The sequence below is a fragment of the Comamonas piscis genome (assembly GCF_014109725.1).
In the GTDB taxonomy this organism is placed as follows: Bacteria; Pseudomonadota; Gammaproteobacteria; order Burkholderiales; family Burkholderiaceae_C; genus Comamonas; species Comamonas piscis.
The window spans coordinates 473,822-491,176 of the sequence record NZ_CP058554.1 but is presented as its reverse complement, the minus strand read 5'-3'; the positions used below and the strand labels follow the sequence as shown (position 1 = coordinate 491,176).

The window sequence follows — 17,355 nt, the reverse complement described above, 5'->3', positions numbered from 1 at the left end:
TTCTCATGGCAAAAATTTTCTGTATCGCCAATCAAAAGGGCGGCGTCGGCAAGACCACCACCGCCGTCAACCTGGCTGCCGGCCTGGCCAAGATCAAGCAGCGCGTGCTCTTGGTCGATCTGGATCCCCAAGGCAATGCCACGATGGGCTCGGGCATCGACAAGCGGGCGCTGGAGACCTCCGTCTACGACGTGCTGCTGGAATCAAGCTCCATCAAGGAGGCAGCGGTCCATTCCGAGCGCTGCGGCTACTGGGTACTGGGCGCCAACCGCGAGCTATCCGGTGCCGAGGTCGAGCTGGTCGAGCTGGAGCGCCGTGAAAAGCGCCTCAAGGCCGCGCTGGAAGCCTGCGATGCCGACTTTGACTTTGTGCTGATCGACTGCCCGCCCAGCCTGTCCATGCTCACCCTGAACGGCCTGTGCTCAGCCCATGGCGTGATCGTGCCGATGCAGTGCGAGTACTTTGCACTTGAAGGCCTGACCGACCTGGTCAACACCATCAAGCAGGTGCATGCCAACCTGAACCGCGATCTGGAGATCATCGGTCTGCTGCGCGTGATGTTCGACCCGCGCATCACCTTGCAGCAGCAGGTCAGCGACCAGCTGCGCGAGCATTTTGGCGACAAGGTGTTCGACACCGTCATTCCCCGCAATGTGCGCCTGGCCGAGGCGCCCAGCTATGGGCTGCCCGGTGTCGTGTTCGATCCTTCGGCCAAGGGCAGCAAGGCCTTCCTGGAGTTCGCCAAGGAGATGGTCAAGCGCATCAAACGCATGAAGTGACAGACCACCTTGTCCACGCCGATTCAGGCCTCCCATGCCCTGCATGCGGAGGCCTTTTTCATGGCGGCCTGCAGGGCGGCGAGGCGCACATTGCACGCCATAGACATTCGGGCACAATAACGGTTTGATTTTTCTGAAACAGCGCAGTACGGTGGCGCTTTTTTGCTATTAAAAAATGAGCATTGAATCCTCGTCCATCAAGCTGCTGCCCGGTTGGCAAAACAGCGGGCCGGGCCATTGGCAAACGGTATGGGAACAAAGCCTGGGTTATGAGCGCGTGCAGCAGCATGACTGGCTGCATCCCAAGCGTGGCGACTGGACGGCAAGGCTGCAGGATGTGGTGCTGGACGCGCCAGAACCGGTCGTGCTGGTGGCCCACAGCCTGGGCTGCATTCTGACCGCCTGGTGGGCCGCGCATTCGCCCCAGGCGGCCGGCAAGGTGCGTGGCGCGCTGCTGGTGGCACCGGGCGATGTGGAGCGGCCCGATCTGGCCGAGCAGATCCCCGGCTGGGCGCCGATTGCACTGCAGAAGCTGCCGTTTCCCACCATCTTGGTGGGCAGCCAGAACGACCCCTATTGCAGCGCCGAGCGCGCGCAGTGGCTGGCGCAACACTGGGGCGCGCGCTGGGTGGACCAAGGCGCTTGCGGCCATATCAATGCCGAATCCGGCCTGGGTGACTGGCCGCTGGGCCAGGCACTGCTGGCCGAGCTGATGGCCGAACCAACAAAGGTGAAATAAGACATGGTTACCAAGAAACCCAAGGGGCTGGGACGCGGCCTGGAAGCATTGCTGGGCCCTAAGGTCGAAGACCTGCAGCCTGCCGCGGATGACCGGGCGCATGTGCCGCACCAGTTGTTGCTCGACCAGATGGTGCCCGGTGTCTACCAGCCGCGCACACGCATGGACGAGGGCGCTCTCTACGAGCTGGCTGAAAGCATCAAGGCCCAGGGCATCATGCAGCCCATCCTGGTGCGCAAATTGGCTGCGGGAGACAACGCCGGCAAGTACGAAATCATCGCCGGTGAGCGCCGCTTTCGCGCCGCACGCATTGCCGGCCTGGCCGAGGTGCCAGTGCTGGTGCGCGAGGTGCCCGACGAGTCCGCCGCCGCAATGGCGCTGATTGAGAACATCCAGCGCGAAGACCTGAACCCACTGGAAGAAGCCCAAGGCCTGTCGCGCCTGGTGGGTGAGTTCCAGATGACGCATGAGCAGGCTGCGCAGGCGGTGGGGCGCTCGCGCTCGGCCGCCTCCAACCTGCTGCGTCTGCTGAACCTGGCCGAGCCGGTGCAAACCATGCTGATGGCCGGGGATCTGGACATGGGCCATGCCCGTGCCTTGCTGGTGCTGGACCGCGCCGCGCAGATCACCGCTGCCAACCAGATCAATGCCCGCAAACTGAGCGTGCGCGAGGCCGAAAGCCTGGTCAAAAAGGTCTGCGCCGAGTTCTCGGGCGAAACCCCGGTCAGGGCCAAGGCGGCGAAATCACGCGATTTGAAGCGGGTCGAAGAGGAGCTCTCGGACCTGCTGATGGCCGAGGTCGAAGTGCGCGTGAAAAAGCGCGTGAAGCGTGCTGGCAAACTCGAAGAGATGGGCGAACTGGTAATCCAGTTTGGTTCTCTGGATGCCCTGAATGGATTGATTGATAAATTACGTGGATAATGCACCGGCCATGTGCTGCACGTCGCGATTCTGGTGACATTTCCTAACAACTTCGCTTAAGAGTGGATAACGCTCCGCAGTAGTTTCTGGAAGCCACTGATTGCTTGTCCGCAGCGCAAAGCAAAAATACGAAATCAAAGTCATCGAGCCTGGAAGGAATTCCGGGCTCTCTTTGAATGCACAACGGATTTACTTGCGGGAGAGCGACATGAAAAAGGCAGCATTGGCGGCACTGGCCGTTTTGGCATTGGCAGGCTGCGAAAGCACCGGTATGAAGCTGGGCGGCGGCACCAACAATATGGTCACCGGTGGCGCAGCAGGCGGCAGCAGCCAGGGTGAGAACAGCCAACTGGAGAAATGCGATTCGCCTGTGGGCACCGTGTCTCTGGTTGAGAACCAGCAAGCCGGCTGGTACACCATTCTGCGCAACGAATACCGCCTGCCACCCACCGCCAATCTGCTGCGCGTGCTGATCCAGCAATCGAACTGCTTTGTCGTGGTGGAACGCAGCGCTGCCGGCATGAACGCCATGACCCGCGAGCGCGCGATGATGGACAACGGCGAAATGCGCAAAGGCAGCAATTTTGGCAAGGGCCAAGTGGTCGCCTCCGATTACGGTCTGACGCCCGAAGTCACCTTCAGCGAAGACAATGCCGGCGGCTTTGGCGCGGCACTGGGCGGCATCCTGGGTGGCCGTGGAGGCGGTGCCTTGGCCGGTGTTGCAGCCAGCAGCAAGACGCGTGAAGCCTCGGCCATGCTGACCCTGGTGGACAACCGTTCGGGCGTGCAAGTGTCCTCGTCTACGGGCAATGCCAGCAAGACCGACTGGGGTGGCTTTGGCACCCTGTTCGGCGGCGCGGCTGGTGCCGGCATGGGTGGCTACTCCAACACCTCGCAAGGCAAGGTCGTGTCGGCTGCCTTTGTCGATGCCTACAACCAGATGGTGCAGGCGCTGCGCAACTACAGCGCGCAATCCGTCAAGGGCCAGGGCCTGGGCGGTGGCGGCCGTTTGGGTGTGGATGGCGCAGCAGCGCCCAGCCAGACCTCGGCACCGGGCGCCAAGAGCGCCAATGTGCGCATGGGCATGAAGCAGGCGCAGCAGCGCCTCAATGAGCTGGGCTACGACGTCGGCACGCCTGACGGTGCCTCCGGCCCACGCACCCAGAACGCGCTGCGCTCGTTCCAGCAAGACCAGGGCCTGTCGGTCACCGGCCGTCTGGACCAGGCCACGATGCGCCAGCTGTCGGAATAAGCTTTCCGCACAGCGCTCAGCCTTGCAACCCGCCGCTTACCCCGGCGGGTTTTTTCATGCCTTGTCGATGGCCTCGTCGATATCGGCAGGCGGCTGGGTTTCCATGAACTCCTCGATATCGCAGCGCAGCTGCAGCTCCCGGGCCAGCAGCTTGTGTAGCTGGCGTGGGTCGATGGGCTTGTGCATCAAGGTCGCCCCCAGGCTGTTGGCCATCTGCAGCCGTTTGGGGGCCGTGTCGCCCGTCAGAATCACATAGTGGGGCAGCATCTGCTGCCAGGGCAGATGCTCGGCCGTGGCATCGCGCACGGCCCGCACCACCATGCTGCCGTCTTCGGTGGCCGACAAGCGCAGGTCGGTCAGCACCACATCGAAGGGCTTGCTGTTGCTCTCCTGCATATGGCCGATAAGACGCCGCACCTGGTCCACCGTGGCGGCGCTCATCACCTGGCAATGCCATTGCTCCAGCATGCTGGCCAGGCCCACGCGCACCAGCGGTTCATCGTCCACCACCAGCACCTTGAGGCCATGCAGGGACGAGTAGTCGCCATCGTCCGGCTGCTCCCACAGCCCGGCGACCAGGCCATAGCCGCCGGCGGGCACGGCCTCGGCCATCAGGCTGACCCGGAACACGCTGCCTCGCCCGGGTATCGAGGACAGTGCGACCTGCACATTCAGGATATCGGCCAGCTCGCGCACGATGGCCAGGCCCAGCCCCAGGCCCTTGCTGCCCATGTGGTGGTCCTCGCCCACCTGGCGGAACTTTTGAAAGATCAGGTCGTGGTGCTCGGCATCGATGCCCATGCCGGTGTCCCAGACCTCGATCACGCGCTGCATGCCGCGTTTGCGCACCCCCAGCAGCACACCGCCCTGGTCGGTGTAGCGCAGCGCATTGGAGACGAGATTGCGCAGCAGCATGAACAGCAGCGACTGGTCGGTGTAGATCCAGTCCTCGCTGTCGCGCACGCGGAAGACCAGGTTCTTGGCATCGGCCTGCGGGCCAAACTCTTTCTCCAGCCGACGCAGAAAGCCGGCAATCGCCACGGGCTGGAACTTGGGGTCCAGCACCCCGGCCTCGATGCGCGAATAGTCCATCAGGGTGTCGAGCATCTCGCGGCTGGCTGACAGCGCTGCGCGGGCATGCTCCAGCACCACCGACTGCTGGGCATTCAGGCCCGAGCCGCGCAAGGTCTCCAAAAACAGATTGAGGGCCTGAACCGGCTGGCGCAGGTCATGGCTGGCACCGGCCAGAAAGCGGTTCTTCGCACGCACCGCGTTTTGCGCCGAGCGGGTATGGTCGCTCAGGTGTTTTTTGTAGGAGGCAATGGCCCGGCCCAGCTGATCGATCTCATCGCCCCACTGCTGGGGCACGGCATAGATGCCGCCGAATTCGTCATTGCTCACCTCGCGGCGCAGGGCGACCAGGCGGCGCGACACCGAGGCATGCATGTAGATGCCTGCCATCACCACACAGAGGATCAGCACGGCCACCAGCCAGTTCAGGTTGGTCTGCTGGGCCGCCACATCGCGGGACAGCTGCACGCTGCGCTCATTGAGCTGGCGCCGCAGGTCGGCCGCAGCCCGACTGGCCAGCAAGGACATATCGGTGGCCAGCATCTGGTTCTCGGCCACCAGCTGGAACACGGCGCGGTCATCCAGGCCATGCTGCGCCGGCTGGAAGATCGCCTGGCTCAGCTTCTGCACATTGGCATTAAGCGCATTGCGCTTGGACTGCATCAGCGGGTCGATGCTGCCATCCAGCCGGGTCTGCGTCATCTCGCCCAGCAGCTTGTCGAGCCAGCCCATGCGGTCGGTCAGCTCCACCATGTTCAGGCGCCGCTCGCCCATGTCATGGGTGATGGCCACCAGGCGCGCATAGCTGCCGATCATCTCGCTTTGCTGCATCACGCGGGTGCTGGCGATGAGCTGCTCCATCTCCACGCTGGACAGCTGCTGCAAGGCCTGGTTGGTGCGGCGCAGGCCCTGCAAGGTCAGTGCAAACACCACGGCAATGCCGACGGCCAGAATCATCAGCATCAGCAGGATGCGCGAGGTCACCGACATCGGAAAATTGCGCTTCTCCGGTGCCGCCTGGCTTGCCAAGGGTGGCAGCGGTGCTGGGGGGGATGGGCTGCCTGCCATGCGGGGGTCTGCCATCGCGCTCAGTTCTGCCAGCGCAGGTCTTCCAGCGCGAAGGTGGGTATCGGGCATTGGGACCACATGCCCACCAGGCCCTTGCGCATGAAGTTGCGCTCCGGCCGCACGACGATGAAGGCGTTGACTGCATCTTCGGCCAACTGCTTTTGCGCCTGGACCAGCCATTCATCCAACTCCTGCGGCGATGCCGAGGCGCGCAGCTTTTCCCAGATCTTCTTGAACACGCGGTTGTTGTAGTTGAAGTAGTAGTCATCACGCGCATAGATGCCCATATCCATCGGCTCCACATGCATGATCAAGCTCAGGTCGTAGTCCTTTTTCTTCATCACCTGGTCCAGCCAGGTGGGCCAGTCCATGCGGATGATCTCGACCTGCAGGCCGATGGCCTCCAGCTGCGCCGCAACGACCAGGCTGCCGTAGCGACCGTAGTCGGTGGGCGGCACGGCCAGGCGCAGGCTGGTGCCGGGCGCCACCTGGGCCTGGGCCAGCAAGGCCTTGGCGGCGTCCGTGTCATAGGGGTAGCGCTGCACCAGATCGACATAGGCCGGGTGGTGGGGCGAGAAATGGCTGCCAATCGGCAGCACTTCGATGGAGCCGCCATAGATGTCCTGGTAGCGGCTGCGGTCCAGCGCATGGTTGATGGCGCGGCGCACCCGGATATCGTTCAGCGGCGCGCGGGCATTGTTCATCGCGATCAGCAGCTTGCCCTCCACGCCGCGCTGGCCCATTACATAGTCGGTGCGCGCCATGAACGAGGCCGTCAGCCGCGTGACCGAGCTGAGCGCATCGATGCGGCCTTCGGCCAGCATGTTTTCGGTTTCGGCCGCGCTGGACATGAAGAGAAAATCCGCCATGCGGATGGCGGGCTTGCGGCTGTCCCACCACTGATCATTGCGGACCAGGGTGATCGACTTGCCCTTGGTCCATTTCTCGACCTGGTAGGGGCCCGTGCCCACTGGCGTGCTGGCATTGCTGGCGGCGCTGTCGGGGTGCACCATCACCGCGCCCGGCATGGCCAGTGCATAGCTGAGCAGGGCGTCTGGCTCGCTCAGGCGGATGCGCAGCAGGTACTCATCCTTGGCCTCCACCGATACCAGCTTGTCGAACCATTCCAGGTAGGCATTGGTGTTCTTCATCTGCAGCAGGCGCTGCAGGCTGAAGGCGGCGGTTGTGGCATTGAAAGGCTTGCCATCGTGGTAGCGCACATTGCGGCGCAGCAGCACATCGACCTGCTTGCCATCCGGGCTCAGCGTCCAGCTCTGGGCCAGGCGCGGCTTGATCTGGCCCTGCCCATCGATGATGGTCAGGCCCTCGAACACATTGGCATAGGTGATCTCGCTGGCAGTGGCGGCCGAGGTGCTGGTGATGTCGAACGAGGAGGGCTCCAGCGGTATCCCGATGCGCAGGCGATCAGAGGCGGCCTTGGCCGGCGCCAGGCCCACCAGGCAGCAGAGCAGCAATACGGCCAGCGCCCAGCGCATCCACTGGGGCTTGTCTTGGGGGCCTATGTCCATCATGGCTTCCTTGTTGTGCACCTGCCTGGCATCGGGCCGGACGGTGGCATGGCGCTGGCGCTTGGGCGGCGACAGCAGCTGCTTTATTTGATGGCCGTGGCGGGCAGGATTCCGTTGCGTTGCGCCACCAGCACCGCCTGGGTTCGGGTATCGGCGCCCAGGTGCTTGAGGATGGACGCCACCTGGTTGCGGATCGTATGTTCGCTCAGCCCGAAATGCTTGGCAATGGCCTTGTTGCTGAAGCCCTTGGCCAGCATCTTGAGCACCTCGTACTGGCGCAGGGGCAGCACCTCGGCGTTGGGCTTGGCGTCCGGCGTCAGGCTGCGGCCGCTGGCCTTGTGGATGTTCTGCTCCATGCCCAGGCTGCGCAGCAACCAGTGCTGCACCTGCGCGCAGATGGCCTCGGGCTCCAACGCCTTGGAGATGAAGCCAGAGGCGCCCTGGCGCACGGCATCGCGCATCAGCTCGGGGTGGTCATGGCCCGAGAGCATCACCACATAGGCACCGGGCCAGCGTTTGCGGATCTGGCCAATGCCTTCGAGCCCATCGCAGCCGGGCATGCTGATGTCCAGCATCACCAGATTCACCCAGTGCTCCTGCGCCACGGCATCGGTGACCGAACCGGCCTCATGGATGTCGGCCTGCAGCATATTGCTGCTGAGCAGCATCATGCGCAGGCCTTGGCGGAACAGGGGATGGTCATCCACCAGCATGACCGATGGCAGTGGAAGTGTCATATCCGCCGGCTCCTTTGTGCGGCGTGGGGGGCGCAAGTCTTCATGGCCCGTACCTTACATCTATTTACGGAAGCAACCAATAGTCCATATGAACTAGTGCGCATTTTCCCGCGACTGATAGTTTCGGAGTATCCGCTTACTTTTGAAAAAGTCTAATGATTTTTATAGATTTAATAAAAACAAACGCCTGCGTTTTCAGCAGTATCAGGGCCCGACAAATGCTTTTAGGCTAGTACATCTGGTCTATTTACAATTACTTACCGGCAGCCGAACATGCATCCTATGCGATGGCTGGCCGCCATGGGATGCCTGTCGTCGCTCCATCTGTTTTGCCCATGAACAGCACACCCAACTGTGAGGACGACATGAAACACAGCTCCCTCTATCTGGCCGCAGCCTTGCTGACGGCGGCCGCTTCCAGCCACGCACAAGGCTGGCTCGGCGAATCGGTGCCCTGGCAGTTCCAGACCAGCGCCGACCGGGCCAACCGGGCCCTCGTCAACGACCTGGTTGAGAAGAAAAAAGGCGGCTACTACGACGCCTTCAAGAGCACCTATATCACCAATATCGAGCGCCAGGTGAACTGCAATTTCCAGCCCACTGCGGCCGGTAACAGCAGCTCCGCCGACCAGGCCAACCAGGTGGCATCGCCGCAGACCAATGCATCGGCGGGCAACAACGCATCGAGCACCGGAAGCGCCAGCGAGAGCAGCGACAACCTGGGCCGGGGCGGCGTGGCCAACAACAACCAAAGCAACAGCGGCGCCATCAGCAGCGGCGTGCAGGGCAGCCTATCGAGCACCACGATGGCACCCATCAACAGCGAAAACGCCCATGGCCAGCAGGACATGCAGGTCGCGCAGAACAACAGCGGCAACCAAAGCACCAACGTGAGCGGCAGCTCGGCCTGCCAGTTCGGCGCCAGCGGTGCCATCAACTAAGCGCGGACGGAGGACACCATGCACGCTATTCATCTTTCCCCGCTGCCTGCGCGCGCCAGCTTGCCCCGCCGCACGATGACTCTATCGGCCCTGGCCGCCACCCTGCTGCTGAGCGGCTGCGCGCTTCCCACCTACCAGCAGGTGCGCATGGCCGACGACGAAGCGCCTGTGATGCAAGGCCCTGGCCCGCGCCACAACGGCACCCCGCTGGACGGCAGCTTTGCCTGCCTGTCGCACCGTATCGTCGAGCAAGGCAAGGGCCGCGCACCGCTGTCGATTGCCGTCGGCGATATCAAGGACTACACCGGCAAGTACTCGCAGGGCGACGGCAATGTCGTCACCCAGGGCGGGTCCTTGATGGTGTATTCGGCGCTGGGCAAGCTCGGCGGCGCCATCGATGTGCGCGAGCGCTTTGACACCCGCGTGGCCGAGCTGGAGCTGGCCTATACCGACCGCCGCCAGCTGGGCGATGGCAACCAGCACGCACTGGCCGATGAGAAGGGCCAGCGTGCGGTGCCCTGGCTGCCGTACTACGGCGGCTCCATCCTGCGCTCCGACTACTACATCATCGGCGGCCTCACTGAGGTGAACTACAACATCCAGTCGGGTGGCATCGAGGCCCAGGTCAACCAGATCGGCCCGCGCTACCGCGTCTTCACGATGAACGTGGGTGCCGACCTGCGCATCGTCGAGACCAAGACCTTGCGCGTGGTGCGTGCCGTCAGCCTGCAAAAGCAGATTGTGGGGCGCGAGATTGGCGTGGGCATCTTCCGCTTCTTTGGCAGCAACCTGTTCGACATCAACGCCGGCAGCAAGGACCTGGAGCCCGTGCAACTGGGCGTGCGGACCACCTTGGAGCAGGGCGTGCTGGAGCTGATCAGCACCGTCACGCAAACCCCGGCCGGCCCATGCATGGAAGGCGCCAAGACGGCGGCCGGCGAGCCCGCTGCACCAGCGGGCGAGGGGCCAGTCGCACCGGCCGTTGCGCCTGCTCCGGCATCTGCGCCAGCAGTTGCCCCGGTGGCTGCGGCCACCGATCCGATGCCCGAGAAAACCAAGGCAGCGATGACCTCGCTGGACGTGGTTTTTGAAGAGAACAACACCCGCATTGCCCAGCAATCGGCCACGGCCGCAGAGACCGTGGCGACGCGGCTGCGCGCTGGCCAAGGCGTGCGCATGGCGCTACTGGCCCGTGAGAACGAAAACGACCAGAACCCTGCCCGCCGCGACGCGCTGACCGAAGAGCGCCTGCAAGCGCTGCGCACGGAGCTGGCCCAGCACGGCATTCCACCGAGCCAGGTGCAGGTGCAGTGGCGGCCCACGCCGGGCGACACCACGGTGCACCGCTACGGCGCGGGCTACCGCTTGCTGGCCCGGCTGCAGGTCAAGCCCTGATCAGAAACGGTCAATCAGCTACTAATTTCATAGCTTATAGCGCTTTATAGACGGGCACTAAGAGCATAAAACACCCAAATCACGTCTAGTTTTCCTCCCTGTATCACTAGGAGACAGTCATGTCCCACAAGCACCCAACCTTTCTTCGCCGGGCACGCCTGGCTCCGCTGGCCGCTGCGGCCGCATTGATCGCTGCGACCTCGGGCGTGGCGCTGGCACAGAGCAACCAAAGCGGCCCTGTCAGCGTGCTGCCATTGGAAAGCCAGATCAGTACTGGCACGGTGAATGCATCGAACGCCAGCAATGCGCAGTACACCAACTTCCCCAGCAATGGCGCGGTGACCGGCAATGGCGTGGATGCGCTGGCCATTGGCAACCAGCATCGGTTGGCCACCGGCGCTACCGCTGCGCTGACCATCAACAACCAACCGCTGATGCAGCCCACCGTGGATATTGCCCAGCAGGTCAGTGGCACCGTCAGCAGCACCACCACGGGCATGGTCGGCGTCAATGCCGCGAATGTGATCGGCAACCACGATGGTGATACCGCCAGCGTGAGCAACAACGAAGCCACCTCCACCGCGATCGGCAGCACGGCGGTGGGCACCATGCAGATCACCGGCACGGCGGTGGACATGAGCACCCCGGCGACTGCTGCGGTTAGTCAGACGGCAGCGGGCGCGGTGTTTGGCACCACCTCCCTGACCCAGGTAGGTATCCACCTGAACCAGACCGGCGGCGCCAATCCCGCCAATGCCATGGACAACCTGGGGCTGAGCGTCTCGGGCAACCAGGTCGATGCCAGCGCCCAGGCCAACACCACCCAGGCGGGTATCCAGGTGCAGGGCAGCAGCGTCAATGTGGGGGCCGATGCCAGCAGTACCGTTGACCAAGTGTCCACGAGCACTGTTTTTGGCATCAGCTCGGTCGGTGGTTTGCTGGGTATCCGGGTTCAGGGCACCCCCAACCGGGCCATGACGGACAGCACCCTGAGCGTGAGCGGCAACCAGGTGCAAGCCTCCGCTGGCGGCAACCAGCAGACGAGCGCGCTGCAGATCACGGCATCGGGTGACGTGGTGCAGGCTCCCGGTACGGTTCTGGCCACCACGGCGACCCAGGGCAATGGCGGTATTGTTCTCGCCTCAGGCTCGGCCACCACCCTGGGCATCGACAACCAGAAGCCTGGCTCGGCCAACAACAGCTACAGCGTTGCCGGCAACAGCGTCAGCGCCCAAGCCGATGGCAACAGCGGCAGCAACCGCACGGCTGTGGCTGCTGCAGGCAGCATCGACGGTGCAGTGTTGGAGACCACCAATTCCCAGACCCTGGTCTCGCCCGTCGTCACTGCGGGTGCCAATGTGTTATCGCTGGGCGTGCAGACCCTGGACAGCAGCGACGACACCATGAGCGTTAGCGGCAACCTGGTACAAGCCCAGGCCCAGGGCTCCAGCGCCAGCAACCAGACCCGTGCAGGCGCCAGCAACATTGCGGGCAGCGTGGCCACCACGGCCAATACCCAGGTGAATGCTGGCGGTGCGGTGTCGGCCGGTGCTGGCGCAACGCGCATTGGCAGCAGCTCGACCAGCCTGTCTGGCAGCAGCCTGACGGTGAGCGGCAACCAGGTCAGCGCTGACGCTACGGCCGCCTCTGCCACCAACGATGCCCAACTGGGTGCCGACAATACGGTGACGCAATCGGCCGCCGTGGTGATGAACACGCAGGGCCATGCCTTCGGCGAAGTGGAAGCCAGCGCCAGCTCCAACCTGGTGGGCGCAGCGACTACCAGCGCCAGCAATTCCACCCTGGTGGTCAGTGGCAACCAGTTCAGCGCCAGCGCTGCCAGCCAGAAGGCCGACAACTTGGCCCGCATCAATGCCACCAATGGTGTGGTTGATTCTGGCGCCATCGTGGTCAATGTGCAGGACCACCAAGCCGGCAATGTCGGTGCCACGGTCGCGGACTTCGTCAACGTCAGCCCTGCGCCCCAGCCAGCCCCGATGTTGATCGGCCTGCGTGCCGACACGGCCTCGGGCGGCAGCCTCACCGTCACCGGCAACCAGGGCGCTTCGGATGCCATCGTCAACCAGGCGAACAACCAGGTCTCGATGGCCGGCAGCCGCGTCGATGGCAGCTCCGGGGCCGTTCTCTACAACGCACAAAACGTGTCGTCGGGCAATGCACAATCGCTCGCCTGGGTCAACCTGGGGGCAGATGGCAACAGCGTGGCAGACACCACGCGTGCCGGTGGCCATGAGCTGGTGGTGAGCAACAACCAGTTCAGCGCCAACGCCAGCCAGAACCAGGCCGTCAACAGCCTGGAGATGAGCGCCGTCAGCACGCTGGGAACGGGCGGCCTGCAGCCGGCACTGCTGGGCAGCGTGCAGACCTCGGCAGGCGAGACCTCGGCGACCACGCAGATGGACATCCTCAGCGGCAACAGTGTGGCTACCGATGCCAGCGGCAATACCACCATCACCGGCAACCAGGCCAGCAGCATGGCGCGTGCCAACGTCGCCAACAACCAGCTGACCCTGGCGGCCGGCACGCAGGCCAGCGACCAGTTGGCCGTTCTGGCCAATACCCAGGGCAACACCGGTGCGGTGAGCGCGACCACCCGCCTGCTGGCGGGCGGCACTGCAGCCAACCGGCTTGACGGCAACATCACCACCACCGGCAACCAGGCCTCGGCCGTAGCGGCAGGCAATACCTCGCTCAACAGCGTGCAAGTGGGTGTGGGCACAGCGCTCAACAGCGGCTCGGGTGTGGGCTTGATCAACGCGCAGTCCAACAGTGGCAGCATTGCGGCCACCGCCACGCTGAACGCTGATGGCTTCACCCGTGGCAGCTCGCTCAACCTGAGCGGCAACATTGCCAGCGCCACGGCCGTGGGCAACAACGCGGAGAACGTGGTGAATGTGTCTGCGCTGCCTGGCCAGCAAATGGCCAGTGCTGCGCTCACCTCCAATCAGGTGAACAGCGGCAACGTGAGCGCTACGGTGAGCGGCAGCTTCAGCGCCTCCGGCGTACCGGGCACCAGCGGTATCAACGTTTCGGGTAACCGCTCGTCTGCGGTGGCGATTGGCAACCGCTCCACCTCGTCGATGACATTGGGTGTGCAATAAGCCGCAAGGCCTTGCACTTTGACAGCCCGCCTGGGAAACCAGGCGGGCTTTTTTGCGGGCGTTGGAGGCTGCCGCATATCGCACCCTTTGCGTGCGAAATGGTGCCGGAGCTAACCTGCCGGGTTTTCAACTGCAGGAGTTTTGGCATGAACCTCGCGATACCGCCTTTCTGGGCATCCTGGCTGTACCGACCGGTGGAGTTGCGCATCGATGTGAGCCCGATTCCACCCCATCAACTCGAAGGCGAATGCGCCTCCATCCACGATCGCATCCACACCCCCGGCGACAGGCTCCATGGCCTGCCCGAGATCCCCTTGTCCAACCCCCGTTTTGCCATTCGCTACCGCAGCGCCGATGGCGAGTTCTATGTCTATGTCGAAGACCAGCTGGAGCACCGCATTGCCGGCTTTACCGTCTTCAACCGCCTGATCGAGCTGGACAAGCGCGCCGACCGCTATGTGCGCGGGCCGCATAGCCGCTTTGACCCGGCTTACCAGCGCCAGGGCCTGGCCTCCTGCATCTACCGCTGGGCGCTCGATGCAGGCCTGTGCCTGGTCACAGGCGCGCGCCAGTCACCCGGTGCGCATGCCCTGTGGCACAAGCTGGCCGCCCGCCATCGGCTGGGCTATGTCGATATCCGCGACAAGAAAATGCACTACCTCGGCGACCGCATCACGCCCGAGCAGCTGGACCCGCTCAGCACCCGCATGTTTTTGCTGGGCCAGGGCTGGTCGCTGGGCAGCTTTGCGGCTGCCGCTGGCATGCGCTGCGATTGAGCGCCCAGCGCTGCCTCATACCGGCCGGCGCATCACAAATTTGCCCGCCTCGCTGATGGTGAAGTAGTCGCCCGGCCCGCCGCCGCGCAGCAGCGGCTGGCCCGCTGCCGTCTGGTACACGCCGTTCAGCAGCAGCTGCTCGTCGATATGCACCTTTACCACCTCACCCAGCACCAGCCAGGTTGGCACCTGCGCGCCTTGCGCGGTCTGCAGCTGAACGATCTGGGTGCAGCGGCATTCCATCGTCACCAGGCTGGCCTGCACGCGCGGCGGGCGCACCAGGTGCGATGGCTCGGTGGCCAGGCCGGCCAGCTCGAATTCATTCACGTCGGGGCTCACGGCTGCGCAGCTCTGGTTCATGGCTTCGGCCAGCGATTCGCTCGCCAGGTTCCAGACAAACTCCCCCGTGGCCTCGATGTTGTTCAGGCTGTCTTTGCGGCCCACGCTGGCAAAGCCCACGATGGGCGGCACATAGTTGAAGGCGTTGAAAAAGCTGTAAGGCGCCAGGTTCAGCACCCCTGCGCTGCTGATGCTGGAGATCCAGCCGATCGGGCGCGGCCCGACGATGGCGTTGAAGGGGTCATGGGGCAGGCGGTGGCCTTGGCCGGGTTCGTAGCTGTGCAGAGGCATGGTGGGGCAGGGTTGGAGTGAAAGGTGAAAAGAGGGAAAGAAGGTCTAGCGGTTTTGCATGCCCAGAAAGCGTACCGGCGAGAGGCCGCAGGCGCGCTGCACCATCGCACTGAAGGCGCTGGGCGTGTAGCCCAGCTCGGCTGCGATCTGGCCAATGGCCAGGCCCCCGGCCCCCAGCTGCACCGCCTTGGCCAGGATGACCTGCTGGCGCCATTGCAGGTAGGTGCAACCCAGCTCCTGGCGGAACAGGCGCGCAATGGTGCGCGGGCTGGCGCCGCTGTTGTGGGCAAAGGCCTGCAGGCTGTCATGTGCCAGCGGGTCGTTCAATACGGCTTGGCACAGGCTGTGCAGGCGTTTGTCGCGCGGCATGTCCACCCGCAGATCGAGTTGGGTGGCCTGGCGCAGCTCATCGAGCAGCAGCGCGCTGACATGGCGCTCGCGCGCCAGCTGTTGCGCAGTCGGTGGGGGCGCGTCATCGGGCAGGGCCGGCAGGTCGCAGACCAGGGCGCGCATCAGCTCGGACACCTCTAGCACGCGGCAGCGGCGCCAAAGGTTGCCCGGGCTGTCATCCAGGCCGGGGCCGCACTGGCCTGCGGCCTGGTGGATATAGAGCGTGCGCAGCTCGGCGGTCTCCACCAGCGTGACGGCATGCTCCACGCCGGGCGGAATCCACAGCGCCCTGCGAGGCGGCACCACAAAGGTGGCCGAGGGCACGCGCAGGTGCACGGTGCCGGTGGTCGACATCGCCAGCTGTGCCCAAGCATGCTGGTGGGGCAGCACCTGCGTGTCGCCACCCAGCTCGCGCAGCTTGGCGCGCACCGGCCGCTCGGCGGTGGGCACAAACAGATGGGGGGTGAGCGAATCCACATACTGCCAGGCACGGCTGGCCGGCGCGTTGCTGTCCGCAAGGCGGGTGGCGCGGCGGGGTGGGGGAGCGGCAGAGGTCATGACAGCAGGGTGGGCAAGGCAAAGCACAGCGGCTTGGCACATTGGCGATAGTAATCGTCCCTCTGTCGGATACATGCCGACGGGGTTTTGGCTACCATCGCTGCCATGACAACCCGTACAACAGCAGCGCCCGGCGTGCCCGGCCCCGGCGACCTGGGCAGCCTGCGCCAGGATTCCCGCACCATCGGCCTGGTGGGCCTCGCCCATGGCTCCTCGCACTTCTTCCACCTGCTGCTGCCGCCGCTGTTTCCCTGGCTGATCGCAGACTTCGGCTTTAGCTATTCCGAGCTGAGTGTGCTGGTCTCCGCATTCTTCATCGTCTCGGGCGTGGGCCAGGCGCTGGCCGGCTTTGTGGTCGACCGCTTTGGCGCCCGCCCCATCATGTTTGCCGCGCTCAGCAGCTTTGCGGTGGCCGGTGTCATTGCCGGCACCGCCAACAGCTATGCAGGGCTGATGCTGGCCGCCATTTTTGCCGGCCTGGGCAATGCGCCTTTCCACCCGGTGGACTTCACCATCCTCAACAAGCGGCTCTCGCCCCAGCGGCTGGGCCATGGCTTCTCGGTGCATGGGCTGTCAGGCAACCTGGGCTGGGCGGCGGCGCCGGTGTTCATGGCCGGCATCACCTCGGCCACCGGCTCCTGGCGCATCGCCTGCCTCTGCGGCGCAGCGCTGGCGGCCATCATCTTGGTCATCATGGTGATCAACCGGGATGCGCTCGATGACCGGGTGAGCTTGCCAGGTGCCGCATCGGCCAAGGCGGTGGCTGCTGGCATCCAGGAGCACCCGATGGCCTTTCTCAAGCTGCCTTCGGTCTGGCTCTGCTTTTCCTTCTTTTTCTGGACCACCTGCGCGATGAGCGCCATCCAGTCCTTCTCCAGCCCCGCGCTGCAGCAGCTCTATGGGCTGCCGGCCAGCATCACCGCCTATGTGGTCACCGGCTACATGCTGTTTGGCGCGGCGGGCATGGTGCTGGGTGGTTTTCTGGTGGGCCGGGTGGAGCGCTTGGAGAAGGTCATCTCCGCCTGCCTGCTGTTCTCTGGCGTGTTGCTGGCGCTTGTCGGTACCGGCTGGCTGCCCGGTTATGTGGCCTTGGGCGTGGCGGCACTGGCCGGTATTGGCACGGGTTTGGCGGGCCCTTCCCGCGACATGCTGGTCAAGCGCGCCGCGCCGCCGGGCGCCACCGGGCGGGTCTACGGCATGGTGTATTCGGGCCTGGACCTGGGCTTTTGCCTGGCCGCCCCGGTGTTTGGCTACATGCTCGACCACCACATGAACGCCGGTGTGTTCTTTGGTGCGGCGGTGGGCATGGTACTCAGCGTCGTGTCGGCGGGCTTTGTGGGTGCCGGTGTGGCAGCGCGCAAGCAAAAGGCAGCAGCCGTGCCTGCCTGACTGCGCAACGTTTAACAAGGCATGAAAAAGGCCCGCGCAACACCTTGGTTGCGCGGGC

At 64.3% G+C, this 17,355-nt stretch carries 14 protein-coding genes; 9 read left to right on the top strand and 5 right to left on the bottom strand.

The window, feature by feature from the left end:
* Positions 1-5 precede the first annotated feature (5 nt).
* From HS961_RS02265 to HS961_RS02250, 4 genes are all read left to right on the top strand, one after another.
* Positions 6-779 (top strand): ParA family protein, encoded by a 774-nt coding sequence (locus HS961_RS02265; protein ID WP_182326186.1) that lies wholly within the window; start codon positions 6-8, stop codon positions 777-779.
* Between the two features lie 175 nt (positions 780-954).
* Entirely contained in the window at positions 955-1,518 is a 564-nt protein-coding gene (locus HS961_RS02260; RefSeq protein ID WP_412101622.1) for an RBBP9/YdeN family alpha/beta hydrolase, read from the top strand.
* Positions 1,519-1,521: 3 nt separating this feature from the next.
* A complete protein-coding gene (locus tag HS961_RS02255) occupies positions 1,522-2,439 on the top strand; it encodes a ParB/RepB/Spo0J family partition protein (RefSeq protein ID WP_182326185.1) in 918 nt (305 codons plus the stop codon).
* A gap of 208 nt (positions 2,440-2,647) precedes the next feature.
* Positions 2,648-3,691: a peptidoglycan-binding protein gene (locus HS961_RS02250; RefSeq protein WP_182326184.1), complete on the top strand. Its 1,044-nt coding sequence runs from the start codon at positions 2,648-2,650 to the stop codon at positions 3,689-3,691.
* 54 nt (positions 3,692-3,745) lie between these two features.
* Here HS961_RS02250 and HS961_RS02245 read toward each other — a convergent pair whose 3' ends face one another.
* The 3 genes from HS961_RS02245 to HS961_RS02235 form a co-directional block, all read right to left on the bottom strand.
* On the bottom strand, positions 3,746-5,845 hold the full coding sequence (locus HS961_RS02245; RefSeq protein ID WP_182326183.1) for a hybrid sensor histidine kinase/response regulator: 2,100 nt from the start codon (positions 5,843-5,845) through the stop codon (positions 3,746-3,748).
* Between the two features lie 5 nt (positions 5,846-5,850).
* Positions 5,851-7,359: an ABC transporter substrate-binding protein gene (locus HS961_RS02240; RefSeq protein WP_182326182.1), complete on the bottom strand. Its 1,509-nt coding sequence runs from the start codon at positions 7,357-7,359 to the stop codon at positions 5,851-5,853.
* A gap of 83 nt (positions 7,360-7,442) precedes the next feature.
* A complete protein-coding gene (locus tag HS961_RS02235) occupies positions 7,443-8,096 on the bottom strand; it encodes a response regulator transcription factor (protein WP_182326181.1) in 654 nt (217 codons plus the stop codon).
* Positions 8,097-8,461: 365 nt separating this feature from the next.
* Between HS961_RS02235 and HS961_RS02230 the strand changes: the two genes are divergently transcribed.
* The 4 genes from HS961_RS02230 (at position 8,462) to HS961_RS02215 (ending at position 14,330) form a co-directional block, all read left to right on the top strand.
* Complete coding sequence (locus HS961_RS02230; protein WP_182326180.1) at positions 8,462-9,037, top strand: hypothetical protein; 576 nt, start codon at positions 8,462-8,464, stop codon at positions 9,035-9,037.
* 18 nt (positions 9,038-9,055) lie between these two features.
* Complete coding sequence (locus HS961_RS02225) at positions 9,056-10,432, top strand: CsgG/HfaB family protein (protein WP_182326179.1); 1,377 nt, start codon at positions 9,056-9,058, stop codon at positions 10,430-10,432.
* A 119-nt stretch (positions 10,433-10,551) separates the two neighbouring features.
* On the top strand, positions 10,552-13,554 hold the full coding sequence (locus HS961_RS02220; protein ID WP_182326178.1) for a beta strand repeat-containing protein: 3,003 nt from the start codon (positions 10,552-10,554) through the stop codon (positions 13,552-13,554).
* A 146-nt stretch (positions 13,555-13,700) separates the two neighbouring features.
* The gene (locus tag HS961_RS02215) at positions 13,701-14,330 is read left to right on the top strand and encodes an N-acetyltransferase (protein WP_182326177.1); all 630 of its coding nucleotides are present in this window, start codon (positions 13,701-13,703) and stop codon (positions 14,328-14,330) included.
* 15 nt (positions 14,331-14,345) lie between these two features.
* On the opposite strand, the gene HS961_RS02210 is transcribed toward HS961_RS02215, so the two are convergent.
* Both HS961_RS02210 and HS961_RS02205 read right to left on the bottom strand, forming a co-directional pair.
* A complete protein-coding gene (locus HS961_RS02210) occupies positions 14,346-14,960 on the bottom strand; it encodes a flavin reductase family protein (RefSeq protein WP_182326176.1) in 615 nt (204 codons plus the stop codon).
* A 45-nt stretch (positions 14,961-15,005) separates the two neighbouring features.
* Complete coding sequence (locus HS961_RS02205) at positions 15,006-15,908, bottom strand: AraC family transcriptional regulator (RefSeq protein ID WP_182326175.1); 903 nt, start codon at positions 15,906-15,908, stop codon at positions 15,006-15,008.
* A gap of 105 nt (positions 15,909-16,013) precedes the next feature.
* Here HS961_RS02205 and HS961_RS02200 point away from each other — a divergent pair, with 105 nt between their 5' ends.
* Positions 16,014-17,297 (top strand): MFS transporter, encoded by a 1,284-nt coding sequence (locus tag HS961_RS02200; RefSeq protein WP_182326174.1) that lies wholly within the window; start codon positions 16,014-16,016, stop codon positions 17,295-17,297.
* Positions 17,298-17,355: the final 58 nt, after the last annotated feature.

What these genes read in the sequence shown, in the direction of transcription:
- HS961_RS02255 (WP_182326185.1), top strand. Translation starts at nt 1,522, where the DNA reads ATGGTTACCAAGAAACCCAAGGGGCTGGGACGCGGCCTGGAAGCATTG.
- HS961_RS02215 (WP_182326177.1), top strand. Translation starts at nt 13,701, where the DNA reads ATGAACCTCGCGATACCGCCTTTCTGGGCATCCTGGCTGTACCGACCG.
- HS961_RS02200 (WP_182326174.1), top strand. Translation starts at nt 16,014, where the DNA reads ATGACAACCCGTACAACAGCAGCGCCCGGCGTGCCCGGCCCCGGCGAC.
- HS961_RS02205 (WP_182326175.1), bottom strand. Translation starts at nt 15,908, where the DNA reads ATGACCTCTGCCGCTCCCCCACCCCGCCGCGCCACCCGCCTTGCGGAC.
- HS961_RS02220 (WP_182326178.1), top strand. Translation starts at nt 10,552, where the DNA reads ATGTCCCACAAGCACCCAACCTTTCTTCGCCGGGCACGCCTGGCTCCG.
- HS961_RS02250 (WP_182326184.1), top strand. Translation starts at nt 2,648, where the DNA reads ATGAAAAAGGCAGCATTGGCGGCACTGGCCGTTTTGGCATTGGCAGGC.
- HS961_RS02210 (WP_182326176.1), bottom strand. Translation starts at nt 14,960, where the DNA reads ATGCCTCTGCACAGCTACGAACCCGGCCAAGGCCACCGCCTGCCCCAT.
- HS961_RS02230 (WP_182326180.1), top strand. Translation starts at nt 8,462, where the DNA reads ATGAAACACAGCTCCCTCTATCTGGCCGCAGCCTTGCTGACGGCGGCC.
- HS961_RS02245 (WP_182326183.1), bottom strand. Translation starts at nt 5,845, where the DNA reads ATGGCAGACCCCCGCATGGCAGGCAGCCCATCCCCCCCAGCACCGCTG.
- HS961_RS02240 (WP_182326182.1), bottom strand. Translation starts at nt 7,359, where the DNA reads ATGGACATAGGCCCCCAAGACAAGCCCCAGTGGATGCGCTGGGCGCTG.
- HS961_RS02265 (WP_182326186.1), top strand. Translation starts at nt 6, where the DNA reads ATGGCAAAAATTTTCTGTATCGCCAATCAAAAGGGCGGCGTCGGCAAG.
- HS961_RS02260 (WP_412101622.1), top strand. Translation starts at nt 955, where the DNA reads ATGAGCATTGAATCCTCGTCCATCAAGCTGCTGCCCGGTTGGCAAAAC.
- HS961_RS02225 (WP_182326179.1), top strand. Translation starts at nt 9,056, where the DNA reads ATGCACGCTATTCATCTTTCCCCGCTGCCTGCGCGCGCCAGCTTGCCC.
- HS961_RS02235 (WP_182326181.1), bottom strand. Translation starts at nt 8,096, where the DNA reads ATGACACTTCCACTGCCATCGGTCATGCTGGTGGATGACCATCCCCTG.